Below are 26334 nucleotides of genomic sequence, written 5' to 3'. Positions count from 1 at the left end.
CTTCCCGGAATGGCGGTATATCCCATCGCGGCAACTTTCTAGAATTACGCCATCTTCCCGCTTCCGCACTTTCCCTGCGGAAGGCAACTCCTGACGTTGATATGTGATTGCTCCTTCGACGTCCTTCGAGCCGCTCCCCTGGAGCGGCTTTTTTTATGCTCCCGGTTTCATCCGTGCAGGCGATCTGCACAAAAACTGATCGATTGGCCGAACGCGCCGGTCCAACCCTTCGACGACGCGGCATTTCCGTCCGCAGCGAAGGAGGCACCCCAGATGAGCGCCATGACGCTGGAAGGCTGGTGCAAGACCACCGCCGAGCAGAAACCCACCCCGCTGGAAGACATCCGCTTCAACCTCACCGATGCAGACCGCCTGCACCTGGAACAGGCCGAGGTGTACCTGCAGGAAAACGACCAGAGGGAAATGATGGTCGACGCCGACCTCAACACCCTCGAGCTGCAGATGCCCGAAGGCTACGGCCCGCTGGCCGACTGCATGTTCCGCGTATACCTGGGCGGCGTCGAACACCGTGGCCAGTTCCACCTGGTCGGGCATCGGGCCAGCGATGGCAGCCTGATCTACACCAACGCCGTGCTGATCGACCAACTGATCAACTGACGGCGCCTGCCCGCCGCCTGCTCCGGGCGGCGGCTGCCGGTGCACGCTCGTCGCCGCCGATGCAGGGAGAGATTGTGGCGGCTCGCCCGCCCGTGATTTCATAAAGCCACCTGCGTCCGCCTGCCGCATGCCGGCGCGGACCCAGGGTAGAGAAACACGCCCATCCTCCGTTGAAGAAGCTGCTATCGGATGCGAACTTCCAGTGAACCTGGGGTGAAGGAGTACGGGCACTACGACAGCCTGCTGCGTCTCGCCCGCCATGCCGGTGGCGATTGCGTCGCCCTGCTCATCGATCTGCGTGGCCAACTGCTGGGCCAGAGCGGCATCGACGCTGCCGGCGCGCTGTCGCTGGCCACCCTGCTCTCCCTGCCTGCCGCCGCCAGCCCCCTGTGCCATCAGGGCCGTAGCCTGTTCCTGCTGGCCAGCGAGACCCTGCACGACGAGGAAGGATTCCCCCAGGCCCGGCTGCTGTTGCTGGCCCCTGACGAACGCCAGCTCGACGAAACCCAGCAGGCGCTGCTGCGTGATGTCCTCAAGCTGGGCGAAGCGCTGTTCGAACATCTGCGCGCACCGCGCCGGGAAAACGAACGCCGGCTGACCCTGGCGGTGGCCGGCAGCGGCACCGGCATCTGGGACCGCCACGTACCCAGCGGCGAAATTCACTACTCCAGCGCCTGGAAATCCCTGCTCGGCTATGCCGACGACGAGATCGGCGGGCGCATCGAGGACGCCTACACCCGCGTCCACCCGGATGACCTGGGTTACGTGCAGGCGACCATGCGCGACCACTTCGAGGGTCGCAGCGAGTCCTACGAGGTGGAGCACCGCCTGCAGCACAAGGACGGCCACTACATCTGGGTCTGCAGCCGCGGCAAGGTGGTTGAGCGCGACGCCGCCGGCAACGCCCTGCGCATGCTCGGCACCACCACCGACATCACCGCCCTGCGCGAAGTCGCCGAACAGCTGCGCGAGAGCGTGCAGCTGCTCACCGACCTGACCAACGAAATCCCCGGGATGGTCTTCCAGTTCCGCCGCCTGCCCGACGGCACCGGCACCTTCCCTTACGTCAGCGCCGGTGTGCTGGACATCTATGGCGTGCGGCCGGAACAGGTGCGCGGCGACTCCAGCTTCCTGCGCCAGGTGATTCACCCCGAGGACCTGGCGGCGTGCCTGGCCTCCCTGGAGAACTCCGCCGCGCGCATGCAGCCCTGGCGCCACGAATACCGCGTGGTGATTCCCGAGCGCGGAGTGTTCTGGCGCCAGGGCAATGCACACCCCAAGCGCCTGGAGGATGACAGCCTGATCTGGCACGGCTTCATCACCGACATCACCGAGCGCAAGCGCATCGAAGCCGAACTGCAGCTGCTGGCCACCACCGATTACCTCACCCAACTGCCCAACCGCGGCCACTTCATGCACCTGATCGAGGCCGAGCTGGGCCGCGTGCAGCGCTGCGTCGAACGTAGCGCGGCGATCCTGATGTGCGACATCGACCACTTCAAGTCGATCAACGACCGCTGGGGCCATGCCGTCGGCGACGAAGCGCTACGCCACTTCGCCGGCATCCTCGCGCGCGCCATCCGCCGCATCGACTTTGCCGGGCGCATGGGCGGCGAGGAGTTCGCCGTGGTGCTCGGCGATGCCGACATCGCCAGTGCGCAGACCTTCGCCCAGCGCCTGCAGCAGCAACTGGCCGACCAGCCGCTGATGCAGGCCGGCCAGCGCATCCCGCTGACCATCAGCATCGGCGTGGCGACCCTGGAGCCGGCCGACGGCAATGCCGGTGCCGCCCTGTCGCGCAGCGACAGCGCGCTGTACCGGGCCAAGCAGAACGGCCGCAACCGCATCGAGTGCCATTGAGGGCAAACCCGCGGAGCAGAGCGCGCCGCGGGTGGGCTTGTGGTGAATCCTGCACGGCATCCGTGAAAAAATGTGCAGAATTTTTCACTAAAAACGCCAATCGTTTTAAATAATGGACTTTTAAGCAGTCCAAGCTATTAGGAAAAATACTTTTAAATCAATGAATTGAAAATATTGTCCGACAGTCTTTCGGCCATTATTTTTGACGCCCCGCAGCGATTTCGTTTGACATATTTAACGGCTCTGGCAGGCTGTGAGACAGGTTTCGACCGGGAATCATCGCCTTCTGTGCGCTCCCGGCAGTGCTCGGAACCTCAGGTAGCGCGCCTTTCCCGCTGCGCGCCTGCACAAAAACGATGGGCTGCAGCCCGTCCAAAGGTGACATATGTCCAACAGCAACATTGGCAACAAGAAACAGACTCTCCGCAAACCTGTCGTCCTGATGTCCATGGGCAGCCAAGAGCGCAAAGGCCACGACTATCAGGTAATGACCCACAAATACATCGTGCCCCTGGTCGAACAGTCCGATTGCGTGCCGGTACTGGTTCCCACCTGCTGCGGCATCGAAGACCTCGAGCAGTACCTGGACATGGCCGACGGCGTGTACCTCACCGGCGCCGGCAGCAACATCGATCCGACCCTGTATGGCCAGGAGAACGAAACTCCCGGCAAGGGCCAGGACAAGGACCGCGACAACTTCGACATCCCGCTGATCAAGGCCGCCATCGCTCGTGGCCTGCCGATCTTCGGCGTGTGCCGCGGCATGCAGGAAATCAACGTGGCCCTGGGCGGCGATATCTACCAGAAGGTCTACGCCGAGCCCGGCTTCAATGACCATCGCGAGAATCCCGAAGACCCGGTCGAGGTGCAGTACAGCCAGGTCCATGGCGTTCGCCCGATTCCGGGCAGCTGGCTGCAGCAGCTGCTGGGTGACGAGATCCGCGTCAACTCGCTGCATGGCCAGGGCCTGAAGAACCTGGGCAAGGGCATCGAAGCCATCGCCCACGCCGAAGACGGCCTGGTCGAAGCCATCCACGCCCCGACCCTCTCGCCCTTCCTCTTCGCGGTGCAGTGGCACCCGGAATGGCAGGCGGCGAAGAACCCCGACTCGGTGAAGATCTTCCAGGCGTTCGGCGATGCCTGCCGCGCCCAGGTGAAGAAGAAGCAGAGCCGCGCACTGGCTGCCTGATTCGCTTCGAGCGTGATGAAAAAGCCCGGCCTTGTGCCGGGCTTTTTCGTTTCCGGCCTGCATCTGTCTCGACGACATTGCACGCAATCGCGGGCATGTCGCGCTTATCGATGGGTATCGCTTCGCTCCACACCATCCTACGTTTCACTCCCCCGTGAGGTCGGAGCACAAACGCAGGATGGTTTGGAGCCTGGGCGATACCCATGCTGTACAGGCACAGTCATCAGCCACGCGAATGGCGTCCTCTGCACGCCCCTGAGGGCGCCTCGGGCTACCCTTGGCGCTCAGCGATTCCGCTCTGACGAACAAGGTGCAGCCATGGGCAACGACCTCTTCTCCCTCTCCGGCAGGACTGTTCTGGTCACCGGTGCTTCCAGCGGCATCGGTGCGCACCTGGCCCGCGTGGCAGCCCGTGCCGGCGCCCGCGTGGTGCTCGCGGCCAGGCGTACCGAGCGCCTGGCGCAGCTGGCCGAAGCCATTCGAGGCGACGGTGGCGAAGCCCTGGCCGTGGCGCTGGACGTGACCGACCGCGCCAGCGTCGAAGCCGCCTTCGACAGTGCCGAGGCGCAGTTCGGCGTGGTCGACGTGGTGCTCAACAACGCCGGCATCGGCAACGGCCAGCGCGCCCTGGAGATCAGCGAGGAAGACTGGCGCAGCATGCTCGCCACCAACCTCGATGGCGTCTGGCGCGTCGCCCAGTGCGCCGCGCAGCGTCTGGCCAAGGCCGGGCGCGGCGGCAGCATCATCAATATCGCCTCGATCCTCGGACTGCGCGTGGGCGCCGGCTACAGCCATTACTGCGCGGCCAAGGCCGGCGTGGTGCAGCTGAGCAAGTCGCTGGCGCTGGAACTGGCGCGCTTCGACGTGCGGGTCAACGCCATCGCCCCGGGCTATTTCAAGACCGAAATGAACGACGCCTATTTCGACAGCGACAAGGGCCAGGCCTACATCCGCGACACGGTGCCGATGCGCCGCCTGGGTCAGCTGCAAGAACTGGAAGGCCCCTTCCTGCTGCTGGCCAGCGCAGCCGGCGCCTTCATGACCGGCGCGGTGCTCGCCGTGGACGGCGGGCACCTGGTGAGCAGCCTGTAGGCCGCACAACGCATGAACCCGCGTGCTCCTCCAGGGACACGCGGGTTCCTGCTGTGGGCGTGGCGCTCAGCGGGCCGCCTCGACCCAGTCGGCCTTGCCCCGCGCGCGCTGCCAGTTGGCGAACACCAGCAGCACGGCGGGAATGAACAGCAGGTCGAAGAGCACCGCGATGAGGATGGTCATCGACGCCATCAGCCCCATCCAGGAGTTGATCTGGAACCCGGAGAAGGTCAGGCAGGCGAAGCCCGAGGAGAGCGCCAGGGTCATCGCGATCATCCCCGGCCCCACCGTGCGGAAGGCGCCGCGCACGGCATCCTCCGGTGAGAGCTTCTCGTGCCGGCGCAGGCGTGCGTAGGTCGACAGCATGTGGATGGTGTCGTCGACGATCACCCCGAAGGTGACCGAAGCCACGGTCGCCACCGCCATTCCCACTTCGCCGTTGACCAGTGCCCAGGCGCCCAGCGTCGCCAGGGACGGCACGGTATTGGCGATGGTGCCGATGAAGCTCAGGGAGATCGAGCGGAAGGCCAGGGCGAAGATCACCCAGACCACCAGGATGCCGCTGAAGATGCCGGTGTACATCTCCTGGATATTGCGGTTGCCGATATGGGCGAACAGCAGCGAAGTCCCGGTGGCCTGCGCCGAGGAAGCGAGCAATGGCGCGTTGTGCCGCGCCCAATCCTCGGCACGCACCTGCAGATCGGCCATCGACGCGGTGGAAACGTCGCCCAGGCTGACGCTCAGGCGGGTGAAGCGCTTGTCGGCGGTCAGCTGGTTCTTCAGGTCCATGCCGAAGGGCAGCGACATCTCGTAGAGCGCCAGGTACTGCGCGGTGACGTCGCGCGAATCCGGCAGGCGGTACTGGTCCTGGCCACCGCCGTTCATCGCCCGGTTCACCGTCATCATCACGTCCGGCAGGCCGTGCACGTGGGTCACGCCCGGCTGCTGGCGCAACCAGTCGGCGAAGTGACTCACCTCGCTCAGGTATTCGGGCTGGGTGATGCCGTCGGCCTCGCCGGAGTCCAGCGAGAACTCCAGGGTGTAGAAACCGCCCAGGTCCTGGTTGAGGCGGTCGGTCGCCTGGCGGAACTCGAAGCTCTGGTCGAAGTAGCGCACGTAGCGATCGTCGAGGGTGTTGGAGAAAGCCAGCGAGCAGAGCACCACGGCAACCACCACGACAGCGGCCAGTACCTTGCCCGGCCGTTTCATGACCAGCTCGGCGATACGCAGGCTGAGCATCTCGGCCGGCATCGAGCTCTTCGGGCCCTTCCAGGGCAGGATGCACAGCAGGGCCGGGAGGAAGGTCATGGTCAGGAACCAGGCCAGCACCGAGCCCAGGGCGACGATGACGCCCAGGTGCGCGAACGGCGGTACCGCGCTGAAGACCATGGACAGGAAGCCGATGGCGGTGGTGATCATGGTCAGCGTCACCGGCCAGCCGCACTCGATGAGGATCTCCGACACCGCCTCGCGGCGGCTCAGTCCTTCGCGGCGCAGGCGCATCATGCCCGAGCACAGGTGGATGCAGTCGCAGCAGGCGATGGTGAGGATGATGTTGGGCGCCGCCACGCTCGGCGAGGACAGCGGAATCCCCATCAGCGCCGAGGTCCCCAGGGCGCTGAGGGTGCCCAGGATCACCACGCAGAAGGTCGCCAGCGCGCCGGCGAAGGAGCGGATCGAGATGGCGATGATGCCCAGCAGGACGACCACCATCACCGGCAGCAGCACAACGGAGTCATAGGTGCTGGCTTCGACGAAGGCATCATCGAGGGCCACCGAGCCGGAGAGCCCGACCTGCAGGTCAGGGTGTTCGCGGCTGAACTTCTCGCTGAGCGCCTTGCCGGCGGCCATGGCGTCCAGCGTCTGGTCGGAGACGCGGGCGGGGTCGAAGAGGAAGCTGACCGCGACCATGCCGGTGCGCGCATCGGCAGACAGCAGGCGGCCGATCAGCATCGGTTCCAGCGCGGTCTCTGCCTTCAGCCGACGGGCGTCGGCGTCGCTGAGCACATCGCCGGAGCGGGCCAGCTGGTCGATGCTGATGTCGTCGCCCACTGCCAGGGCGCGCTGGAAGTTGGTCGGCGAGTCCACCCGCTTGGTTTCGGGCAGGTTCCAGGCGGCATCGGTCAGTTCGTTGATCGCCTTCAGCCGGTCGGAGGTGAACAGGTCGCCATCGCGCGCGGTCACCACGAACAGCAGGGTGTCATCGCGCCCATAGGTCGCATCGAAATGGTCGAGCGTCTGTAGCTCCGGGTTGTCTTCGCCGAAGAAGACCCGGTTGTCGCTGCGGAAGGTCAGGTGCATCAGGCCCGAGGCCAGTGCCGCCATCAGCAGCAGCGACAGCAGCACGGTGCGCCACGGGTTTCCGGTCACCCAGTCGGCGTAGGCGCGCATCAGCGCTTCGCGCCGATTGCGCGGGCCATGGCCGGCGCGGTCGGAAGTGGAAATGGTCATAGGTCGGTTTCTCGCCTCAACGGTACCAGCTCAGGCCGAAGGTCAGTTGCGCATCGCGGGCCAGCCCGGTGAGCGCCGGGTCGTCCTGGGTGCGCTGCGGCAGCAGCAGGGTCGAGGTCATCACGAAGTCGTCGAAGATTCGCTGGGAAGCGTTGAGCTGGATCAGCTCGGACTTCCAGCGCAGGTCATGGGTGAACTGCAGCTCGATCACGGTTCCGCGCGGGTCGTTGAGCGCATAGCGCAGGCCGGCGTAGAGGTCATGATCCAGGGGGGTGAGCGGCGCCTTGTCGGATCGGTTGTCGCCATACAGCTCCAGGTAGGTGGTCAGGTCGCCGACGCTGCCCAGCAGCTTGCTGAAGGTGGTTTCCATGCCCACGCCGCCGCCCCAGGACTGATCGGACTCGGCGGCGCGGTGGGCCGCCTCGGCCTTGAGGACGCTGTCACCGATCACGTACTGCGCCTCGAAGGCGGCCTGCTGCATCTTCTCGTAGTAGGCATCCAGGCCTTCCAGCCCTCTGGCGCCGATCACCGGCGTCAGCAGCGGTTCGCGGGAGTGACCGACGAAGTAGGAAGCAGCGACGTCGAGGTTCTCCGTGGCCCGATGTTGCAGCCGCGCCGCCAGCTCGGGCGCCATGCGCCCGTTCTCGAACTTGCTGTGGCGCACTTCCACCGGCAGCAGCTGGTTGCGCTCGCCGCCTTCGGCATAGCGTCGCTCGCGGGCATAGGTGGTGCCGTAGAGGGTCAGCTGGGTGTCGTCATCCAGCCGCACCGTGGCCTTGGCGCCCGGCTGCCCGAGCTTGACCTTGCCGCGGAAGTCCTCTTCCTGGTCGCGCTGGTTGATCACGTCGACCGGGTTGTAGGCCTCCAGGGTTCCCCAGGTCTCGGCCAGTACACCGGCCGTCACTTCGACCCGCTCGCCGTTGTGGCTCAGGGTCGCCTGGCGGATGTCGCCGGTGTTCGCGTGGGCCGCCTGCGGCTTGTGCCGGCCGTACAGTTCCAGGTCGTAGAACAGGTCCTGCGCGGTCTTGCCGCCGGCGCTGAGCTTGGCGTTGTAGGCCCCCTGCAGACGCTTGTCGCTCTGCTGCGGATACTGCGGTGACTTCCGGTAGAAGCTCAGCTGCGCGCCAACGACGGCGCGTACATCGGCGTACGCGGTGTCGTGGACGAGCAGCATCAGCAACGCGGAACAGCCCAGCACGAAGGGCCGTTTCGAGGGACCGATCATCGCGACCAGGAACTCAGGCGGCTGTCGGTCATGTCCGCGGCCTTCAGGCCCGTGCCGAAGCGATAGTTGCTCCAGACAATCTCGGACTCGGCGCCATCACGCAGGTTGGTCATCAGGATGCGCGAGGGGCGCCAGTGCCTGCCGTACTGCTGGTAGTCGAAGAACTCCAGCTTCTTCAGCTCGCGGCCGCTCTTGTCGGAGTAGACGATGCGCACCGGTTGCCAGATGCGCGGGTCGATGGTTTCGACCAGCTTCGAATAGCCCGAGTACTCGTACCTGGGCAGGTTGGCCAGGGTGTAGCAGGTAGTGGCGGGCGAACCGCAGGACTCTTCCTGGATGAATTCGTAGCTGTAGTTGCCCAGCTCCCAGGTGGAGATGTCCTCGTAGGAGAACTCGGAGCCGGCGAAGGAACCGCTCTTGTCACGGGCCGCCAGGCGCTTCACGCGCTTGGTGGCCGGCAGGTAGATCCACTGGTCGTCGGCAGCGGCGGTGTTGGCGAAGGTCAGGGAGACGAAGCCGGCCAGATCGCGCGGCTGGGAAAAGGTCACGATGCGCTTGTCGCCGCCGTTGCGGACTTCCAGGGTGTTCATCTGGAACACGCGCTCGGCGGTGGCGCCGCCGGGGCGCTTGAGGGTCATCTTGCCGTCGACCACATAGTCGACGAAGCCGGCGTCATGGCTGTCCACGGTGCGGGCGATTTCCTCGCCACGCTGGTGGTTGTCGTCCGCCTGGCTGGCGAAACTCAGGCAGCCGAGCAGAGCCGCGGCGAGCGCACGGGAGCAGGGAGTGAAGATCATGGGGAATTCCTGGTCAGCGAAAAATGGGAGGGATTCAATGGCCGGCAGCGAGCTGCTCGACGATCAGGTCGAGGGTCCGGCGGATCATGCTTTCGTCGTGGTCCGCGCTGATGAAGCAACGCAGGCGCGCGGCATCCCGCGGCACCACCGGGTGCATCACCGCGTGGGCGATGACGCCGTTCTCGTAGAGGCGCGACATCAGCTTCAGCGCGCCGTCGTTGTCGATCATCAGCGGCACGATGGGGACGCCCGGCACTGCGGTGCGGCAATCCAGGCCACGGGCGATGGCCTGGTCACGGAAGTAGCGCGCGTTGGCCTGCAGGCGCGCGACGCGTTCCGGCTCGGCACGCATCAGGCGCAGCGCGGCCAGGGCCGCGGCGGTGTTCGCCGGACTGATGCCGGTGCTGTAGAGCAGCAGGCCGGGGCAGAAATGCCGCAGCAGGTCGATCAGCTCGCGGCGTCCGGCCAGGAAACCACCACAGCTGGCAAAGCTCTTGGACAGCGTGCCCATCATCAGGTCGATCTGCGCCGGGGCCACGCCGAAGTACTCGCAGACCCCGCGCCCGGTGGCGCCGACGGTGCCGCAGGAATGCGCCTCGTCGACCATCAGCCAGCAACCGTGGGCCTGCTTGAGCTGCACCACGCGCGGCAGGTCGACCAGGTCGCCGTCCATGCTGTACGCCCCCTCCACCACGATCAGCGCGCGGCGGTAGTGGGAACGATGCTCGCGCAGCAGGCGCTCCAGCGCCGCCATGTCGTTGTGCGGGAAGGCCAGGCGACGCGCCCCGGACAACACCGCCCCCATGATGCCGCTGTTGTGCATGTACTCGTCGTGGATGATCAGGTCGCGCTGATCGAGCAGGTAGCCGATGGCGGCCACGTTGGTGCTGTAGCCGCCGACGGACACCGCCGTCGCCTCGAAACCGGTGAATTCGGCAAGCTCGGCTTCCAGGCGGGCATGCAGCTCGATCTCGCCACCGACCATGCGCGCCGCACCGGCATGGGTGCCGTAGCATTCGACGGCGTCGTGCACCGCCTGCTTGACGCGCGGGTCCTGGGCCAGGCCCAGGTAGTTGTAGTGGGAGAAGCTGGTGTACTGGCTGCCGCCGATTTCCAGCGACCCGCTCAGCTCGCCGCTGCGCGCCTGGAAGTACGGATTGGTCAGCTCGCCGTCGTGCCGATACAGGCTCTGCATGCTCTGCAGCAGGGCATGCTCGGGGTAGTCGGCAAGCGTCGGCGCGCTCTGTGCGACCGCAGCCGCCTCATGGCGCGAGCAGGTGACGCTCGAACGCACGCGTCCGAGCAGCTCTTCGAGTTTCTTCATTGAATTAGGCATATCGGTTCACGCTCAGGCGGAGGTCTGGATGAGCAGCAAGGCGCGCTCGGCAAGCTTGGCAATGGTGGTGATGCCCATCAGTTCCATCACCGAGAAGACCACCCCCAGCTTCTGTTCCAGCTGCAGCTTGATCTCGGTGGACATGAGCGAATCCATGCCCAGGGAATCGAAGGTCTGGTCACTGCTCAGGCGTTCCGGCGAGGTCTTCAGCGCACTGGCCACCACGGCGCTGATCAGCTCGCGCAGGATCGGCAGTGCTTCGCTCTCCGGCAGCTCGCGCAACGCCGCGTGCAACTGCTCCACCAGCGAGCCGTCACGGCCCTGGGCGGCCCGGCAGGCCGCCACCAGCTCGGCGAAGGTGGCGCAGGTGCCGCCGACGCTTTCGTAGGCAGCCCAGCGGTCCCAGGCCGCCGCTTCGGAGATCGCCACATGGCGCAGGCCACGCACCAGCGCACGGCCCAGGCCGCGCAGGGCCATCGGCACCGCCAGGGGCGGCAGGCCGATCTGGGTCAGGTGCTGGCCGATGCGCACATCGCTTTCCAGCATGCCGACCCCGGCGATGGCGCCGAAGTTGACGGACAGGGCCGCCTTGCCCTGGCGCCGACGCTCGTCGGCCAGGCCTTCGAGGAAGCCGTTGGCCGCGCAGTAGTTGCCCTGGCGGCTGTTGCCCACCAGGCTGGCGATCGACGAGAAGAGCACGAACTGCTCCAGCTCGATGCCCTGCTCTTCCACCGCGCGATGCAGTGCCCAGGCGCCCTGCGCCTTGGGCTGCATCACCTGGCGCAGCTGCTGCGGCGTCATCTGCGCCAGCAGATGGTCTTCGAGCACGCCGGCGGCGTGATAGATGCCACACAGCGGACGCTCGGGCCGATGGAGCCCGGCGACCAGCGCGGATACCGCGCCGGCATCGGCCACGTCCACCGCCAGGGCTGTCGCCTCGGCGCCCAGGTCGTGCAGCTCGGCCAGCAGTTCACGGGCTCCCGGCGTGGCTTCGCCGCGGCGGCCGATCAGGGCGATATGCCCGGCACCGTGTTCTGCCAGCCAGCGCGCCACGGCGCCACCCAGGCCACCGAAACCGCCACTGAGCAGGTAGACGCCGTCATGGCGCAGCGACGGCCGATCGGCCGCGATGGCCGGGAACAGGCGCGGGTCGCCCTGCACTTCCAGCTCGACCCAATCCGCCATGCCCAGTGCCGGGCCTTCCTCGCCCAGCAGGTCGGCAAAGCCGAAGACAGGTGCCTGGGGCAGCGGCGCGAGGGTTTCCCACAGCGCCTGCCGGTACTGCGCATCGCCAAGCAGTTCGTCCAGGTTGCTGCATAGTCGTAGCAGACCCTTGCAGCGGGTCGGCACCACCAGCGGCGCCGGATCGCGGCCCAGGTCGATCAACTGGCCACCCGCCGCCAGCGGGAAGAAGCCGGTCAGGCGACTCCACTGCGGCAGAGGGCCGGCCATCAGCTGGAAGCCACCGTCGCCGGCTGCGCGCGACCAGTCCGCCAGGTCGGCGCTGACTCGTTCAACCTGCATACCGGCCGCTTCCAGCCGGCGGCTCAGGGCATCGCCCAGCAGACCACGGACGACCATGGCGCGTGAGCCGGGTAGCGCGACGCAGTGGCGCGCCAGCTGGGCAACCCGTGCCTCGACCGTCACCCCCAGCGGAGAAATCCGCCCGCTCGGTGCCGGCTCCAGCAGCGCCTCGCGCTCGCTGAGCTGCAGCACGCTGGCGATTCGCTGCGGCGCCAGGCCGACGACCCGCTCACCCACGGCAAAGCGACTGGCCAGGCGCCCGGCACGCAGGACGGTGCCCACCAGCCCGACCGGGTGCTGCTCGTCGCCGCCCATGTCCAGGGCCAGGCGCTCGACCTCGATTTCGTAGGCATCCTCCGCCAGCGCCGCCGAACCGATCATCCGCGCTTCGTAGGCATTACCGCGCCGCAGCAGCTCCAGCGGCAGGCTCGCCATCGCCTGGACCTGCCCGGCGGATTGCAGCGTGCCGCTTTCGATCAGCCGTGCGCCGTAGCGCTGGCCGTCGCGCAGGGCGATCTCATCCACCCAGCGCTCGGCCATGGCTTCGTCGAACACCGCAGCAACCAGCGCCGGGATGATCACCGCCTCGCCCATCTCGGCAATATCGATGGAGGTCTGCTGCAGGTTGGCGCACTCGTTGCGCACCACCCGCATGAAGCCGGCGATGGCCGTCTGTGCCGGCACTACCGGCTCGTTGTCATGCAAGGCATGGGCATGCCGCGTCAGCATGCGCAGGGGAATGGCACGGCCTTGCGCTGCCAGCGCCTGGACGGCGACGAGCATGTGCGCGAGCGTCTGCTCGGCCGTCACGTCTTCATCACCGCCACAGCCGGCAAGCGACAGACCGATGACCCGGTCCACCTGGCCCAGGCACGGGTGTTCCGCCACCTGCGACCACTGGCAGAATTCCACGGCCAGGCCCTGGTTGCGCGCCAGGCCCACCAGCGTTTCGGCCAGCGCATCCGCGCGGTCGGCGACCAGCAGAAGCTGTTGCGGCCGTGCCGCCAGCGCCTGCTCGGCGGGCAGCGGCTGCCATTGGCGCTGGTAATCGCCGGCCGGGTAGGTATCACCGCGAACGCCGCCGTTCAAGGCGAGGCACAGCAGTCCGTCGATGCGCACCAGCAGGTTGCCCTGGGTATCGAGCAGTTCGAAATCGCAGACGATCTGCGCGCTGCTGCGGCTGGCCAGCGACGCACGGCAAACGATGGTTTCGGGTAGGGATGCCTGTACGTCCAGCGCCTGCATCGAGACCGGCAGGTAGGCGCCGTCGGTTTCGGACAGCAGGGTCAGGGCGACCTGGAAGCAACCGTCGAGCAGCGACGGGTGCAGCACATAAGCGCCAGCTGCCTCCCCGGCTGTGCGTGGGCGCTGCAGGTGGGCTTCGGCCAGGCCGGCGCCACGGTCACGGCGCAGCGCGTGGATCGGCTGGAACGCCGGCCCGTATTGCAGCGAGCGGCGGCTCAGGCCGGCGTAGAGATCGAGCACATCGACCGCCTCCCCCTCCACCACAGGCAGTCGCGGCGCCAGCGCCAGGCCTGCCGCCGGGAACAGCGAAGCCTCGGCATGCAGCAGCGGCGCGCCACTCTCGTTGTTGCTGCGCGAGAACAGGCGGGCGCGCTGGCTCATCGCGTCGACTTCCACCCCCAGGCGCAGGGCGCGGGCGTGGTCGAGGATCAGCGGCTGGTGGATGCGTACCTCACGCAGGCTCAGGCCCTGGCTGGTCGGCCACAGGCGGCGGCCTTCCTCGCACAGTGCTTCGAGGAAGCCGGCCGCCGGCATCAGCGGCGTGCCGTCGACCACGTGGTCGAACAGGTAGTTGAGGCGCTGCAGGTTGAGATCGGCCGGCTCGCCATCGGCATTGAGCGGCGCGCTCTGCACCTGCAGACGGTCACGCAGCTGATCATGGCTCTCGCGCCAGAGCAGCTGGCGCTGCCACGGGTAGGCGGGCAGGTCCACCTGGCGGCCCTGCGGCGTACGCAGCGCCCAGTCGACGAGGCCGCCCTGGGTGTAGATGTCGGCGCAGGCGCGGGCGATCGCCGGGCTCTCCGGCTTGTTCATCCACAGGGTGGCGACCGTGCGCAGCTCGACGCCGCGCGCCGTGCCGATCTCTTCCAGCGAACGGCGCAGCACCGGGTGCGGGCCGATTTCGACGAACAGCGAGTAGCCGTCGTCGACCATCGCGCCGATGGCATCGGCGAAGAACACCGGGTTGCGCACGTTGTCGCACCAATACTCGGCGTCGAAGCGACGTGCACCCGCTTCCTGGCCGAGCCTGCCGCCGCTGACCGTGGAGTACAGGTCCAGCTGCGGCGCTTGCGGCTGCAGCGTGGCCAGCGCTTCACGCAGCAACGGCTTGAGCGGCTCCATCAGCGGGCTGTGGTAGGGCACTTCGACGTCGAGAGCGCGGGCGAAGACGCCGCGGGCCTCGGCTTCCAGGCGGATGCGTTCGAGCGCCGGACGATCCCCCGCCAGGGTGACCGCCGCCGGCGAGTTGATCGCGGCGAACGACACCTGCTCAGCGTAGGGCGCGAGCAGCTCGGCGGCTTCCTCCACGGCAAGGCCGAGCGCCAGCATGCCGCCGGTCCCGGCCGTCAGGGCCTGGATGCGGCTGCGCTCGCGGCTGACCAGCAGCGCGTCTTCCAGCGACAGCATGCCCGACGCCCAGCCGGAAGCCACTTCGCCCACCGAGTGGCCGATCACCGCATCGGCGACCAGACCTTCGGCCTTGAGCATCGCCGTCAGACCCATCTGGATCATCAGGTTGGCGGGCTGGGCGAACTCGGTACGCTTGATCTGCGAGTGCATCTCGTCGCGTTGCATTTCTTCCAGGATCGACCAGCCGGCGATGCGGGTGAAGGCTGCATCGGCCTGCTCCAGGGTCTGGCGGAACACCGCGCTGTCGCGCAGCAGTTCGCGCCCCATGGCCCACCACTGCGGGCCCATGCCGGTATAGACGAAGGCCACCCGGCCATCACTGTTGAACGGTCGACGTCCCTGCACCAGCGCCGGGCTGTCCTCGCCCTGGGCCGCCTGGCGCAGGGCCTGGGCCAGCTCGGAACGGGTGTGCCCGCGAACCAGCAGGCGGTGATCCAGATGGGTGCGGCGATGGCCCAGGGTGAACAGGACATCGTTCAGGCAGGCGCTGGAGTCGCCTTCCAGGAACTGCGCCAACTGGCCGGCGCGCTCGCGCAGCGCCTGCCCGTCGCGGGCCGACAGCGGCAGCCAGCACTCGCCCTCGGAGGCCTGCGCGGCGGCGGCCGGAGTCGCTGCAGCTGGAGCCGAGGCGAGGATCGCGTGGGCGTTGGTGCCGCCGTAGCCGAAGGAGTTGATGGCGATGCGCCGGACCTGCTGCGGGTCGCCCAGGGGCAGGACCTCGCGGGGTAGGCTGACCTCGGCGGGAATGTTCGGGTTGACCTGCTCCAGGGCTGCCACCGGCGGCACCTGGTTATGCCGCAGCATCATCAGCGACTTGATCACGCTGGCCACGCCAGCGGCCGCTTCGAGGTGGCCGATGTTGGCTTTCACCGAGCCGACCACACAGTGCCCGTCGCGCCCATACACCTGCGCGATGGCGCTGGTTTCGCGGGGATCGCCGACCGGGGTGCCGGTGCCGTGGGCCTCGATGTAGTCGACGTCGTCCGCCGAGCAACCGCTGGCGGCCAGCACGTCTTCCATCAGCGCGCGCTGCGCCTGCGGGTTGGGCACGGTGATGCCGCTGGTGCGGCCGTCCTGGTTGACGCCGGCACCCTCGATGATGGCGAGGATGTCATCGCCATCGCGCAGGGCCGCCGCGTAGTCCTTGAGGATCACGATGCCGCCGCCTTCGCCACGGCCATAACCGTCGGCGCGGGCGTCGAAGCTCTTGGAGCGCCCGTCCTTGGCCAGGAAGCGGCCCTTGGACATGGCGATGCTGTATTCGGGACGCAGCATGAAGTTGGCGCCGCCGATCAGCGCCATCTCGCACTGCCCGGCAGCGATCGCGGTTACGCCCTGGGCCAGCGCCACCAGCGACGAGGAACACGCGGTATCGATGGACAGGCTCGGGCCGCAGAAGTCGAAGGCGTAGGAGATGCGGTTCGAGAGCATGGTCAGGGTCGCGCCGGCGGCACTGTGCGAACCGATCTCGTCGCGCGCGCCGACGCCGAACTGGTTCAGCAGGTGGTCGACGGTGAAGCCGCCGACGAATACTCCGGTGCGCGAACCGGCCAGGGCCTCGACATCCAGCCCGGCGCTTTCCATGGCTTCCCACGCCAGCTCCAGCAGCAGGCGCTGCTGCGGGTCGAGGAACTCGACCTCACGGGGGGAAAGACGGAAGAAGTCCGCATCGAAGGTGCGGAAGTCATAGCCTTCGAGGAAATGGCCCTGGGTGACGTAGGACTTGCCGGCGGCTTCGCGGGTGTTGCTGAACTTCTCGACGGCCCAGCGAGCTTCGGGAATCGGACCGACGCAGGTGCGGCCGGCCAGCAACTGCTCGAAGAACAACTCGGGGGAGTCGGACTGACCGGGGAAACGGCAGGCCGAGCCAATGATCGCGACTTTGCCTCCTGGTAAGCAGGAAAGGCGCTGAACATCCTTGTACATGGGAAATCTCTGAATGGAGTAACGGGATAGGCTCTCTCTCCCTTCTTGCGGGAAGAGTGAAGCGAACGCAGGAGCACTTTGCGGATTGCACGAAGGCACTTTCCACAGCGGTGCTAGTCACGCGGCAGGCAGCACGGAATGGTAGCGAGGAGGTTCACCGGAAATTTCGCCGGCCGCGGTACGAAATCACCTAAAAAGAAGTCCTGGCGCGCGTTCAGCTCGGCGGTGAACCGTAACGGGCGTCAGCCTTTATCAGCGCTACCCAGGCTCTGCAGGCGCCCTTCCAGGAAGCGCCGCTCCGGCTCCAGCCGGGCCAGTTCCAGGGCGCGCTCGTAGGCCGCGCGAGCGGCCTGGTGCTGCCCGAGGCGACGATGGAAGTCGGCTCGGGCGGCGTGGGCCAGGTGGTAGTCGAGCAGCTCGCCACGCGCGAGGATCGCTTCCACCTGTGCCAGCCCCGCTTGCGGGCCGTCGCGCATGGCCAGGGCGACGGCGCGGTTGAGTTCGATGACCGGCGATGGCTGCAGGGCCAGCAGCAGGTCGTAGAGGCCGACGATCTCGGTCCAGTCGGTGCTGGCCATGTCCGGGGCGGCGGCATGCACGGCGGAAATCGCCGCCTGCAGGGTGTAGGGGCCGACGCGACGGGTCGCCAGCGCGGCATCGATCAGTTGCCGGCCTTCCTCGATCAGCGGGCGGTTCCAGCGCGAGCGGTCCTGGTCTTCCAGCAGCACCAGCTCGCCATCCTCAGCGGTGCGCGCCTCGCGCCGCGACTCGTGCAGCAGCATCAGCGCCAGCAGGCCCATCACCTCGGCCTCAGGCAGCAGTTCGAGCAGTTGCCGGCCCAGGCGGATGGCTTCGGCGGACAGGTCGGTGCGGGTCAGCGAATCCCCGGCGGACGCCGAATAGCCTTCGTTGAACACCAGGTAGATGACCCGCAGCACGCTGGCCAGACGCTCGGGCAGCTCGGCGGCTGCCGGCACCTGGTAGGGAATCTGTGCGTCGCGGATCTTCGCCTTGGCGCGGACGATGCGCTGGGCGATGGTCGAGGGCGTGGCGAGGTAGGCGCGGGCGATTTCCTCGGTCTTCAGGTCGCAGACTTCGCGCAGGGTCAGCGGCACCTGGGAATCCGCCGGCAACGCCGGGTGGCAGCAGGTGAAGATCAGCCGCAGGCGGTCGTCCACCACGCTTTCGTCGGCCTGTTCTTCCACGGATTGCGCGTCGATTTCCAGTTGCTGGGCGATCTGCGTGAGGGAGGCGTCGAAACGCGAACGCCGGCGCAGGCCGTCGATGGCCTTGAAGCGTCCGGCGGACACCAGCCAGGCACGCGGATTGGCCGGCAGGCCGTCGCGCCGCCACTGCTCGACGGCAGCGGCGAAGGCTTCATGCAGGGCTTCTTCGGCCAGGTCGAAATCGCCCAGCAGACGGATCAGCGTGGCCAGTACCCGGCGCGATTCGCGGCGGTAGATGTCGTCGACCACATCGCGCAGCGGCAGGGCGGCGTAATCGTGCATGGGCCGAAGGTCCTTGGCGTGGAGAGGTCTGCCTATCCTGCCCGGATTTCTGCCGGGGCGGGAAGTGACCGGACGGGCGAGACGCCGGGATGGTTGCGGGGTGTTGCCGCGAAGTCGTGTCGCGAATTTTCCCCGTAGGAGCGGACCTTGTCCGCGAAATCCATTGCGGCGGAATCCGCACTCACCGACGAAGATTGACCTGTTGTGCAGCTCCTACAGGAAAGCTCCGTGCAAGAGGGGGGGACAGGTGTTGGGCGTGGCCCTCACCCCAGCCCTCTCCCAAAGGGAGAGGGGGCCGTCCGAGCCGGCGGAAAGGATTGTTCCAGCCTGCGCCCAAGCAGTCCCCTCTCCCTCTGGGAGAGGGTCAGGGTGAGGGGAGGCCGTGGCTCCAGGCTTCAAGGCTTGGCATCGAACAGCAACTGCCCGGTCGCCGGATCGAAGGGGATGGAGAAGTGCTCGTGGGCGATCTTCCACTGCCCCGCCTCGCGGCGCAGGCCGACGGTGACGCGGACCCAGGAGGCGTTGTGCTGGCCCTTGTCGTCGGTGCCGCCGCAATAGGCCAGGTAGTGTCCGAAGGCCGTGTCGGCGCCGGCTTCGAAACTCAGCTGATGCATCTCGAAGGTCGGTTCCCTGCACATCTGCGTGCAGTCGCGCCAATGGCTGGCATAGGCCTCGACGCCCTTGAACTGCAGTTGTTTCACCGCATCGAAGGCGAGGATGTCGCGGGTGTAGTGGCGAGTAATGCCCTCCACGTCGGAGGCGCGCACGGATTTCAGCCAGCTCTCCAGCAGCGCATGCAGTTCACGGTGGGCGGCGTTGTTTTCGGCAGCGGTCATCAGGGTTTCCTCCTCGTGGAGATCGGGTCGGATCAGGAGCCGCAGCAGCCATGCGGCGGCTGGGTTTGCTCGTACTCGTCATGGAAGCGCGTCCAGTTCATGCCCTTGCCCTGGTAGTCGGGCATGCCACCCCAGCCTTCGCCGCGCCCCAGCGGGGTGAGGTCGAGCAGGTGGTAGGTGAACAGCGGCGCCTCCAGCCCGCGGCCATAGGTCGAGTAGCTGTGGAAGATCTGCTCGCCGTCGCGCAGGAACACGCTCAGGCCCGGCTGCTCGCCGCGCACGTGGTAGTCCTGGCCGAGGCGCTCCAGCTCCGCCTGGTCACGATAGTTGTATTCCACCGGGGCGATGGATTCGTCGACGCTGACGTGGAAGTCGTAGTTGAAGTCGCTGCCGAACGAGGAGTACCAGGGGAACTGCCAGCCCATGCGCGCACGGAACGGGGCGATCTCTTCCAGCGGCGCGCGGGACACCATGGCGAAGGTGGTGCCACGGGCGTGCAGGTGCTCCAGGCGGCCGAGGTTGTCAATCAGGTAGGAGCAGCCTTCGCAGCCCAGGCCCGTGTCGCGGTGGAACATGAAGTGGTAGACGATCAGCTGCGGCCGCCCTTCGAACAGGTCGAGCAGGCGCAGCGGGCCGTGCGGGCCTTCGAAGCGGTAATCCTTGTCGATGCGCACCACCGGCAACTCGCGGCGCTGGGCGTTGAGCGCGTCGCGGGCGTGGGTGGCGGCTTTCTCCTGTTCCAGCAGGCGGATGCGCGCCTGCCGCCAGGCGGCCTGGGAGACCACACGGGGCATCTGCGGAAATGAAGAATCTTTATCAGCCAGTTTCATGTCGCACGCTCCCGGGAAGCTTCCCGTTGCTCGTGGGGCCGGACGCGGCGTTTGCCGCGCAGGCGGGTGACGGCAAAGGCGCTGAGGCCGCCGGCGGAAAGGACGCTGGTGACTGCCAGCGTCAAGGTCGATACGCACAGAGGGCACATGGCTCACCTCCATCGGGTTGCGGCGGGATCAGCCCTTCTCGGCGAGCACCTTGAGGCTGGCCAGGCCCGCCTCGAAGTCCTTGCCGACCATGCGGTCCACGTCGAAGAACAGGTGCATGATCTTCGCCACGAAGGGCACCGGGCCGAACATCGCCCAGGTCACCTCGGTGCCACCGTCGCGCGGCACCAGGGTGAACTCGGCAGTGTTGCTGGCCTTGAACGGCTTGAGGAAATCCAGGGCGATGGTGGTGCGGCTGCCTGGATCGCTCTCGAGGATTTCCATGCGCCCGGCGCCCGCCTTGCCGTTGCCGGACCAGGCGTACACCGCGCCACGACCCTGCTGCGCGCCGGAGAAGGTGCGCTGCATGTCCGGGTCGAGCTTCTCGAAGGGCGACCACTGCCGCCACTGATGGAAATCCTCGATGTAGCCCTGGATTTTTTCCGGCGGCGCCTGGATGCGCAGCGTGCGCTCCACGCGGAAGGTGCCCGGCCGATTCGCCGCCAGCACCAGGACCACCGCCACGGCCAGTACCACCACCAATGCAATCCACTTGAACATCGCAATCTCCCTGTGTTGATGCCCGGCTCAGCGCCCGGCGAAGTATCGATCCCAGTCGCGCACCGGACGGACCTCGACAGCGCCCAAACGACCGCTGGGAATCCGCTCGGCGATCTGCAGCGCCTCGTTGAGGTCGCGGGCGTCGATCAGCACGAAGCCGCCCAGGTACTCGCGGGTCTCGGCGAAGGGCCCGTCGGTGATCGCCAGCCCCGCTGCGCCATGGCGCAGGGTGGTGGCAGTCTCCACCGTCTCCAGCGCTTCGGAGGCGAGCACCCGGCCGGCGCGGCGCTGGTGCTCGTCGTTGGCGAAGCACTCGTCCATCAGCCGGCGGTACTCGACCGCGGAGAGGCTGGCGAGCCGCTGTTCATCCACGTAGATCAGGCAGAGGTACTTCATGGTCGTCTCCCCGGAAGGTGCGCCTGCAGTTACCTCATAGTCGAAGCGCGCGCGGGGAAATCGACAGGGTGGGACGAAAATCTTTCGGGAAGGTGCGCGGCGACCCTGCGCAAGGGTCACCGGCCGCTCTGGAAAGCGGCTGCGGGCCGCTCGTCGGGCGGCAACTACGGCGGGGCCGGACGGCCCCGACTTTCATTCGTAGAAGAGCGTGAAGGTCGCGGTGGTGGACACCAGTCCTGCGCCCATCGCCGCCGCGCTGCCGGCGGTGCGGTAGTAGCGGGCGGTCAGCGGGATGCTCACCGGCAGATGGTCCGAAGCGGTATTGAGCTGCAGGACGCGGGTCGCCAGCGGCAGGCGCGCGGTGCTGCTCAGGCCGCCCTTGAACAGGGCCACGCCGACCCCGGTCGCCATCCCGCTACCGCCGGCGTTGGCCAGGACGTTGCCGTCGCCGGTGGCCCGCGCGGCATCGATCTGATAGCTGACCTTCACCCCGCTGTCACACTGCAGGTTGATCTGGAACACCCTGGCCTTGTCGTTGTTCCGCGGGATGGGCGAGTCGGCGAAATCACCCTTGTCGATGGCCGGCAGACGCACATCGATGTTGCGGCTGTCGGCATTCACCTCGCAGCCCAGGCCAGTGATCTGCGAGGCACCGGTGAGCGTCAGGGTGGCGACGCCCAGGTCGACATAGGCGATGGAAGACAGCCCGGCCACGCTGACCCGGCCGGCGCTGGCATCGATGTCGGCGGTCTTGATCAGCCGTACGCGCCAGTTGTTGGACAGCGGGTACCGCGTAGCCGAGACGTTCCAGGCGAGGCTGGGCAAGGGGGTGATCCGGGTCGGATCGGGGTTGCAGCTGGCGGTGCCCATGTTGCACCAGAACACCGAGATGCCGATGCCCGGAACGCTGGTCTGGAACACCGAGGGGAAGCCGTTGCTGGTGAAGCCGGGCACCGCCGCGCCGATGCCGCCGGCATGGCTGCCCCTGACGTTGCCGGAGGAGTTGCAGGTGATGCTGGTGGAGGCATAGGCCCTCCAGCCACTGTCCCAGAGGACCGTGCCGTTGCCGGCATTGCGCGGCACGCTCAGGGTGGCCGGCAACGCCAGGGAGGCCATCACGCTGGCGCTGCCCGACTGGAAGGTGCACACCGCCGCCAGCGCCGAGGGCGCGCCGCACAGGGCAAGGAGCAGGATCAGGATTCGCATGGGTAGCCTCTCTCGGTCAGCGGGCGGCGATCTGCGTCGGGCCGCTGCTGCGTGAGCACAGCGCCTCGGCCCTGGTGAACGCGGACGGGGTCTTCTCGGCCACTGGCGGCAGCTGGTAGCGGACGCGGCACTGGCGGTCCGCGCCCTCACCCCAGCGCACGGTCAGCTCGCCCGCGCGTTCGGCGGCACGGATGAACACGCGACTGCCCTGCCCCACCAGCGTCAGCGTGTTGCCCTGGGCATCGAGTACTTCGGCGCCCACCGGCAGCGCCTCGCCACGCTCGTCGCGCAGGGTCAGCAGCACCGGCTCGCCGGTGAGCGTGGGGTACTCGAGCATCACCACGGCGCCGAAGCGCGGCGCGACGTTCTGCGAGGTGAGCTGCAGCTCGATGTCCTCGGCGGTGCCCTTGGGGTCCAGCGCCACTTCGTTCTGCCGGTACGGCATCAGGCTCGACACCACGCCGTAGCCACTGCCATCCACCTTCGCGCCGCTGCTGTTGAGCAGCCGCGCCCCCTCGGCGCCCTTGGCTTCGACGATGGCGCGGGTCTCGCCCTGGGCCTGGCTGAAGGTGACGCCGCCCGGATGCGCGACCACGCTGCCCGACAACCCCAGGCCGACCTGACGGAAGCCATCACCTTCGCTGTAGCTGGCGGAGAGGTTGCTGGCCGCCGCGCGATATTGCGCATTGGCGCCGCCAGCGCTGCTGCTGTCGCCATCGGTTCGCGAGCGCGAACCGTAGACGCCGTAGCTGAATTCGTTGAATTCGCCCAGGGAGCCGGAAACCCCCAGCTGGCTGCTCGCATCGCCCTTGTCCGACCAGCTGGTGGAGCTGCTCAGGTACGGCGCGTGGCTGGAACGGCCCAGCGGCAGCGACAGGCTGAGCAGGTACTGGGTATCGGCCTCGCCGCGGTCCGTGCGCGTGCGGCTGGCCGACAGGCTCAGGCTGCCCCAGCGGTAGCTGTTGGAGTATCCGGCCTGGTAGCTGGTGTCGCTGGACTTGCCGTTCTGCCAGTAGTTCTGCGATGAGCCGCTGAGGAACAGGCCGCCGTAGCCGTCGGCCAGCGGCTGGTTGATGTTGACCTGCACGCGGTTGCGCTGGCGGTACGGCGCGGTTGCGCTGGCATCCTGGGCCTGGGCGTAGTCGCCGAAGCTCAGGTAGCCCTCGCTGGAGAAGCGATACGCGGCCACCACGAAGTTGGTGCGGGTGCTTTCCAGCAGCTTGCTGTAGCTGAGCCGGTAACTCTGGCCGCTGGAGTTGCTGTCCAGGCCGTCGCGCGCGTCCAGGCCGGAGGCCCGCGAATGGGTGGCGTCGAAAGCGACGGCGCCCACCGGCGTGCTCAGGGCCAGGCCGCCCTGCAGCGCCAGGTAGCGGTCGGCGATGATGCCGCCGGTGTAGCCGGTCCAGCTGTTGGAGATGCCGCGCTGGTAGGTGCCCTGGACGAAGTGCGGCTCGTCGGCGAGACGCTCGTCGCGGTACCGGCCGGCGCTGACGCTGTAGCGCGAGGTGCCGGGGCGCAGCAGTTGCGCCACCGAGGCGAAGGGCACGGTGAAGCGGCGCGTACGGCCGTCGGCCTCGGTCACCGTCACGTCCAGGTCGCCCGAGTAGCCGGTGTTGTACAGATCGTCGATGACGAAGGGCCCCGGCGCCACGCTGGTTTCGTAGAGCACGTTGCCGCCTTGGCGCACGGTGACCCGCGCGTTGCTTTCGGCGGTGCCGCGGATGGCCGGGGCAAAGCCGCGCTGGGAGTCGGGCAGCATGCGCTCGTCGGAAGCCAGCTGGGCGCCGGTGAAGGGCACGCTGTCGAACAGCTCCGAAGGCGTGAAGTACTCGCCCAGGGTCAGCTGCGACTTCAGCCCGGTGAGGTCGCGCTGGGCATAGCTGCTCACGGCGTCGTAGTGGCTGCTGCTCGGGCCGTTGCCGCTGCTGCGGCTGTAGCTGCCGTTGTGGCGCAGGCGCCAGTCGCCCAGGTTGGCCCCGGCGTTGAGGCCGGTGTAGAACTGGCTGTTGTCCTGGCCGCCGCCCTGGTTGCGGTAGGCGTTGGCGTTGTAGTCGACGAAGGCCGCGGTGACGCCGCGATCCCAATCCTGCGGGTCGACGTAGCCTCGGACCACGCGGCTCAGGTAGGCCTGGGGAATGCTCAGGTCCAGGCGCAGGCCGGCCAGGTCCAGGTCGGCACGGGCATTGGGGATGCGCTGCACGAGGTCGATGCAGTCCTCATCGACCTCGCTGCCGGCCGGCGCGGCCGGCAGCTGTAGGCTGTCCACCCCCAGGCTGGCGAGCTGCTTGCGGGCGAAGCAGTAGCTCGGCGGCTGGCCATCGCGCACGCGCACTTCCTGGCGACCGATCCAGTTCTGGTTGACGTAGACATCCAGCCGGTAGCTGCCCGGCGCCACCGGGTTGCCGTGTTCGAAGCGGCTGACGTCCACCTGCCGGCCCGCCGGGCCTTGCAGGAACTCCGGGTTGAACGAGGCTTGCAGGTTACTCTCGGCCGCGGCCTGGGCGGCAGCAGCCAGGCCGGTACCGATGAAACCAGTACCTACGGCCACCAGCAGCAGACGCTGGACAGGCGGCGATCCGCCGGCGGATATCCGCGGCGTGCGATTCGTTGGGGGCATGGTCTATCCCTACAGCCGGATCGGGGGAGGCGTGCGCCGGGGCACGCTGCGTCGAAGCTCAGCGCAGAGCGGCTTCCTGCTCGGCCGAGGCGCCGAAATCGCTCATCCAGCGATAGCGCAGCTTTCCACCGCTGCCGCCGGCGAAACCGGGCAGGGGAAACTCGTGGTGGCTCTGCGGCGCGATCATGCCGCCGCCGGTGTCGTGGCTGCGGCCACCCTGCTGCAGCGTCAGCGCACTGAAGGACAGGTGGTAGGGGCTGGCGTTGTCTCCGCGTAGCACATAGCCCGTGCCCTGCTTCTGCACGCTCCAGCGCACCTGTTCGATGGCGCTGGGCAGGTCGCCGGAAAGCCCGCTGGGACGGTAGAACAGCTTCAGCCGCGAGCGCACGGCGATCTGCATCAGGTTGGCGCTGGCGTCCTGGGGCATCGGCGGGATTTCCAGGGCGTTGAACCAGAACAGGCTCTCGCGATCCTGCGGCAGGCTCTCGCCGGTGAAGGCCAGGCGCACGCTCTGCCCTTTCTGCGGATCGAGACGGAAGATCGGTGGTGTGAGCAGGAATGGCGCGTCGGCCTCCTGCGGTTTGCCCTGGGCATTGCCACGGTCGACCCAGACCTGCATCAGCACAGGGGTCGGACCCTTGTTGGTGAGTTTCACGGTGACTTCGCGTTCCTTCGCGGGGTAGACAATGCGGGTCCCGTCGATCATGACGCCCGCCTGGGCGCCGGCCAGGCTGAACGCGCCCAGCAACACGCCAGCGAACGCGGACAACAGCCAGTGAGAGGGAACAGCCGACATCACATAGTCCTCTTGCGGCCCGGGGCAGATGCCCCGGGCCTGGTGGATCACTCGTAGGTCAGCTGGTAGTTCGCCATTGCGGCGACGTTACCGGCGCCGGCGCTGCCGGCCTGGGAGTAGTACTGGGCGAAGTACTGCAGGGTGACCGGGTTCGAACCGTTGACGGTGACCGCACGAGCCAGCTGCGAGGTAGCGTCGTCGGTGTTGATGTTGATCGTCGCGTGGTTCTTGTCGAGCAGTTGCACCTGCACGCCGGTGGCGCCACTGGCAGCGGAGTTCCGCAGGTTGCCGTAGGCATCGACGTGGCTGTCCGGGACGAAGGCGGCGGAGACCTTCACGCCGTCGGCGCAGCCGCTCACCTTGATGGCGAAACCGGTGCGGCCGGTGCTGCTCTGTGCAGCGGCCAGCAGGTCCTTGTCGACGGTCGGCAGCTTCACGTTGATGTTGGGGTTGCTGGAGTCGAGCACGCAGCTGGTTTCGGTGACCTTGCCGGTGATGTTGATCACACCGGTCTGCGGAGCCGCGGCAAAGGCCTGGGCACACAGGCCGGCAGTGGCCAGGCCGATCAGCGTGGCGTGCAGTCTGGATTTCATGGATTGCTCTTCCTTTTGCGAAACGATCAATTGGGTACGGCCGTGGGGCCGGCCGCTGTCCATTTGCCCAACTCCTGGCGCCTCGATGACGCCGGGGACTGCTCAAGCAGGGCGGACCTTGCCGCCCGATCGTCCGGGAGGGAATCTGACGAGTATCAATCAACAGTCAAA

18 protein-coding genes are annotated in these 26334 nt (G+C 67.4%); 4 read left to right on the top strand and 14 right to left on the bottom strand.

Annotated elements, in window-relative coordinates; genetic code table 11:
- The first annotated feature begins 273 nt into the window (after positions 1–273).
- The 4 genes from HNP46_RS06865 (at position 274) to HNP46_RS06850 (ending at position 4759) form a co-directional block, all read left to right on the top strand.
- On the top strand, positions 274–618 hold the full coding sequence (locus tag HNP46_RS06865; RefSeq protein WP_184587128.1) for a hypothetical protein: 345 nt from the start codon (positions 274–276) through the stop codon (positions 616–618).
- A 189-nt stretch (positions 619–807) separates the two neighbouring features.
- Positions 808–2478 (top strand): sensor domain-containing diguanylate cyclase, encoded by a 1671-nt coding sequence (locus HNP46_RS06860; RefSeq protein WP_184587126.1) that lies wholly within the window; start codon positions 808–810, stop codon positions 2476–2478.
- Positions 2479–2863: 385 nt separating this feature from the next.
- Entirely contained in the window at positions 2864–3667 is an 804-nt protein-coding gene (locus HNP46_RS06855; protein ID WP_184587124.1) for a gamma-glutamyl-gamma-aminobutyrate hydrolase family protein, read from the top strand.
- Positions 3668–3985: 318 nt separating this feature from the next.
- A complete protein-coding gene (locus HNP46_RS06850) occupies positions 3986–4759 on the top strand; it encodes an SDR family NAD(P)-dependent oxidoreductase (protein WP_184587122.1) in 774 nt (257 codons plus the stop codon).
- 66 nt (positions 4760–4825) lie between these two features.
- On the opposite strand, the gene HNP46_RS06845 is transcribed toward HNP46_RS06850, so the two are convergent.
- From HNP46_RS06845 to HNP46_RS06780, 14 genes are all read right to left on the bottom strand, one after another.
- Entirely contained in the window at positions 4826–7210 is a 2385-nt protein-coding gene (locus HNP46_RS06845; protein ID WP_184587120.1) for an efflux RND transporter permease subunit, read from the bottom strand.
- Between the two features lie 16 nt (positions 7211–7226).
- A complete protein-coding gene (locus tag HNP46_RS06840) occupies positions 7227–8435 on the bottom strand; it encodes a hypothetical protein (protein WP_184587118.1) in 1209 nt (402 codons plus the stop codon).
- Positions 8432–9232 carry an outer membrane lipoprotein-sorting protein gene (locus tag HNP46_RS06835; protein ID WP_184587116.1) on the bottom strand — a complete coding sequence of 267 codons (801 nt, stop codon included), beginning with the start codon at positions 9230–9232 and terminating at the stop codon, positions 8432–8434. The genes HNP46_RS06840 and HNP46_RS06835 overlap by 4 nt, the downstream gene beginning before the upstream one ends.
- A 34-nt stretch (positions 9233–9266) precedes the next feature.
- Positions 9267–10556 carry an aminotransferase class I/II-fold pyridoxal phosphate-dependent enzyme gene (locus HNP46_RS06830; protein ID WP_184587114.1) on the bottom strand — a complete coding sequence of 430 codons (1290 nt, stop codon included), beginning with the start codon at positions 10554–10556 and terminating at the stop codon, positions 9267–9269.
- 24 nt (positions 10557–10580) lie between these two features.
- Positions 10581–16673, bottom strand: a complete 6093-nt coding sequence (locus HNP46_RS36040) for a type I polyketide synthase (RefSeq protein WP_184587112.1) — start codon at positions 16671–16673, stop codon at positions 10581–10583.
- Positions 16674–16915: 242 nt separating this feature from the next.
- A complete protein-coding gene (locus tag HNP46_RS06820) occupies positions 16916–18181 on the bottom strand; it encodes an RNA polymerase sigma factor (protein ID WP_184587110.1) in 1266 nt (421 codons plus the stop codon).
- Positions 18182–18576: 395 nt separating this feature from the next.
- Positions 18577–19017 carry a YybH family protein gene (locus tag HNP46_RS06815; RefSeq protein ID WP_184587107.1) on the bottom strand — a complete coding sequence of 147 codons (441 nt, stop codon included), beginning with the start codon at positions 19015–19017 and terminating at the stop codon, positions 18577–18579.
- A gap of 32 nt (positions 19018–19049) precedes the next feature.
- Entirely contained in the window at positions 19050–19811 is a 762-nt protein-coding gene (locus tag HNP46_RS06810) for a DUF899 domain-containing protein (RefSeq protein WP_409372412.1), read from the bottom strand.
- A 213-nt stretch (positions 19812–20024) separates the two neighbouring features.
- Positions 20025–20555, bottom strand: a complete 531-nt coding sequence (locus tag HNP46_RS06805; protein WP_184587103.1) for an SRPBCC family protein — start codon at positions 20553–20555, stop codon at positions 20025–20027.
- A 27-nt stretch (positions 20556–20582) separates the two neighbouring features.
- Positions 20583–20951, bottom strand: coding sequence for a YciI family protein (locus HNP46_RS06800; RefSeq protein ID WP_184587101.1), 369 nt, complete (start codon positions 20949–20951; stop codon positions 20583–20585).
- 192 nt (positions 20952–21143) lie between these two features.
- Positions 21144–22157, bottom strand: a complete 1014-nt coding sequence (locus tag HNP46_RS06795) for a fimbrial protein (RefSeq protein ID WP_184587099.1) — start codon at positions 22155–22157, stop codon at positions 21144–21146.
- Between the two features lie 16 nt (positions 22158–22173).
- Positions 22174–24774 (bottom strand): fimbria/pilus outer membrane usher protein, encoded by a 2601-nt coding sequence (locus tag HNP46_RS06790; protein ID WP_184587097.1) that lies wholly within the window; start codon positions 24772–24774, stop codon positions 22174–22176.
- A gap of 58 nt (positions 24775–24832) precedes the next feature.
- Entirely contained in the window at positions 24833–25570 is a 738-nt protein-coding gene (locus HNP46_RS06785; protein WP_184587095.1) for a fimbrial biogenesis chaperone, read from the bottom strand.
- Between the two features lie 47 nt (positions 25571–25617).
- Complete coding sequence (locus tag HNP46_RS06780) at positions 25618–26163, bottom strand: fimbrial protein (RefSeq protein WP_184587093.1); 546 nt, start codon at positions 26161–26163, stop codon at positions 25618–25620.
- Between the last annotated feature and the right edge of the window lie 171 nt (positions 26164–26334).

Source organism: Pseudomonas nitroreducens (genome assembly GCF_014204515.1).
In the GTDB taxonomy this organism is placed as follows: Bacteria; Pseudomonadota; Gammaproteobacteria; order Pseudomonadales; family Pseudomonadaceae; genus Pseudomonas; species Pseudomonas nitritireducens_A.
The sequence above is the reverse complement of the archived record's forward strand: the minus strand, read 5'-3'. Positions and strand labels throughout refer to the sequence as shown.

Bases quoted from the DNA above. Each gene is read 5' to 3' on its own strand.
- HNP46_RS06865 (WP_184587128.1), top strand. From the start codon at position 274: ATGAGCGCCATGACGCTGGAAGGCTGGTGCAAGACCACCGCCGAGCAG.
- HNP46_RS06780 (WP_184587093.1), bottom strand. From the start codon at position 26,163: ATGAAATCCAGACTGCACGCCACGCTGATCGGCCTGGCCACTGCCGGC.
- HNP46_RS06790 (WP_184587097.1), bottom strand. From the start codon at position 24,774: ATGCCCCCAACGAATCGCACGCCGCGGATATCCGCCGGCGGATCGCCG.
- HNP46_RS06830 (WP_184587114.1), bottom strand. From the start codon at position 10,556: ATGAAGAAACTCGAAGAGCTGCTCGGACGCGTGCGTTCGAGCGTCACC.
- HNP46_RS06820 (WP_184587110.1), bottom strand. From the start codon at position 18,181: ATGCACGATTACGCCGCCCTGCCGCTGCGCGATGTGGTCGACGACATC.
- HNP46_RS06860 (WP_184587126.1), top strand. From the start codon at position 808: ATGCGAACTTCCAGTGAACCTGGGGTGAAGGAGTACGGGCACTACGAC.
- HNP46_RS36040 (WP_184587112.1), bottom strand. From the start codon at position 16,673: ATGTACAAGGATGTTCAGCGCCTTTCCTGCTTACCAGGAGGCAAAGTC.
- HNP46_RS06835 (WP_184587116.1), bottom strand. From the start codon at position 9,232: ATGATCTTCACTCCCTGCTCCCGTGCGCTCGCCGCGGCTCTGCTCGGC.
- HNP46_RS06795 (WP_184587099.1), bottom strand. From the start codon at position 22,157: ATGCGAATCCTGATCCTGCTCCTTGCCCTGTGCGGCGCGCCCTCGGCG.
- HNP46_RS06855 (WP_184587124.1), top strand. From the start codon at position 2,864: ATGTCCAACAGCAACATTGGCAACAAGAAACAGACTCTCCGCAAACCT.
- HNP46_RS06785 (WP_184587095.1), bottom strand. From the start codon at position 25,570: ATGTCGGCTGTTCCCTCTCACTGGCTGTTGTCCGCGTTCGCTGGCGTG.
- HNP46_RS06805 (WP_184587103.1), bottom strand. From the start codon at position 20,555: ATGTTCAAGTGGATTGCATTGGTGGTGGTACTGGCCGTGGCGGTGGTC.
- HNP46_RS06810 (WP_409372412.1), bottom strand. From the start codon at position 19,811: ATGCCCCGTGTGGTCTCCCAGGCCGCCTGGCGGCAGGCGCGCATCCGC.
- HNP46_RS06800 (WP_184587101.1), bottom strand. From the start codon at position 20,951: ATGAAGTACCTCTGCCTGATCTACGTGGATGAACAGCGGCTCGCCAGC.
- HNP46_RS06815 (WP_184587107.1), bottom strand. From the start codon at position 19,017: ATGACCGCTGCCGAAAACAACGCCGCCCACCGTGAACTGCATGCGCTG.
- HNP46_RS06840 (WP_184587118.1), bottom strand. From the start codon at position 8,435: ATGATCGGTCCCTCGAAACGGCCCTTCGTGCTGGGCTGTTCCGCGTTG.
- HNP46_RS06850 (WP_184587122.1), top strand. From the start codon at position 3,986: ATGGGCAACGACCTCTTCTCCCTCTCCGGCAGGACTGTTCTGGTCACC.
- HNP46_RS06845 (WP_184587120.1), bottom strand. From the start codon at position 7,210: ATGACCATTTCCACTTCCGACCGCGCCGGCCATGGCCCGCGCAATCGG.